This window comes from Alkalimonas mucilaginosa, from assembly GCF_036327005.1.
GTDB classification, from domain to species: domain Bacteria; phylum Pseudomonadota; class Gammaproteobacteria; order Enterobacterales; family Alteromonadaceae; genus Alkalimonas; species Alkalimonas mucilaginosa.
Genome location: NZ_JAUGZK010000048.1, coordinates 1 through 621 on the forward strand (window position 1 = coordinate 1; position 621 = coordinate 621).

The window sequence follows — 621 nt, forward strand, 5'->3', positions numbered from 1 at the left end:
ACCCGAAACTTTTTGGGCGGCTCTGGCCGGGCTGATTGGGCACATGCCGCCTCCGCCTCCTCCGCCACCACCATCACAATGCGGGCCACCGAAGATATCGCAACCTATTCCGCCACCCGAACCACCACCGGAGCCTCTGCCACTTCCAGTACCGCCGCTACCAGAGCCACCGCCGTAGCTACCGCCACCGGCGTAGTAAGCACCCAGTCCCATATCACGGCCGGCCGCATTACGTACCCGGCTGGCGTAGCTTTGCGCCAAAGCCAGCATATCGCCACTTTCCTGGCCCGCCAATTCCTGCGTTATCGCCGCTACCTGGCTGCGCTGTACTCCACCAAATGACCGTCTACACTTCCCACTGTGTGACATTCACCAAAACAGCAAAGGAGCCAATCGGCCCCTTTCTCGCTCTTTGCCCATAAATGGTACAATTTATTGGTTTACTTCGCGCACCAGGCGAATGGCGCTTCTATCTTTATTTCTGCTATCTGCAATAAACCCGGTATCAAAAAATACCGTCCAGTATGTTCTATCACTGTTGCGCCACAAGCTACTGCTCCAAAACGGCATCAATTGAGTACCGCCCCAGGCTACATCTTTATCAAAGGCTTCCAGCATTAT

At 55.2% G+C, this 621-nt stretch carries 1 protein-coding gene and 1 pseudogene; one reads left to right on the forward strand and one right to left on the reverse strand.

Features of this window, described 5'->3' with window-relative positions; all coding sequences use genetic code 11:
- Nucleotides 1–342 (forward strand): annotated as a pseudogene (locus tag QWF21_RS18065) (hypothetical protein); the annotation flags it as partial.
- A 90-nt stretch (nucleotides 343–432) separates the two neighbouring features.
- On the opposite strand, the gene QWF21_RS18070 reads toward QWF21_RS18065, so the two are convergent.
- Nucleotides 433–621 (reverse strand): hypothetical protein (locus QWF21_RS18070; protein ID WP_330089431.1); only part of this gene is annotated, 189 nt, incomplete at its 5' end.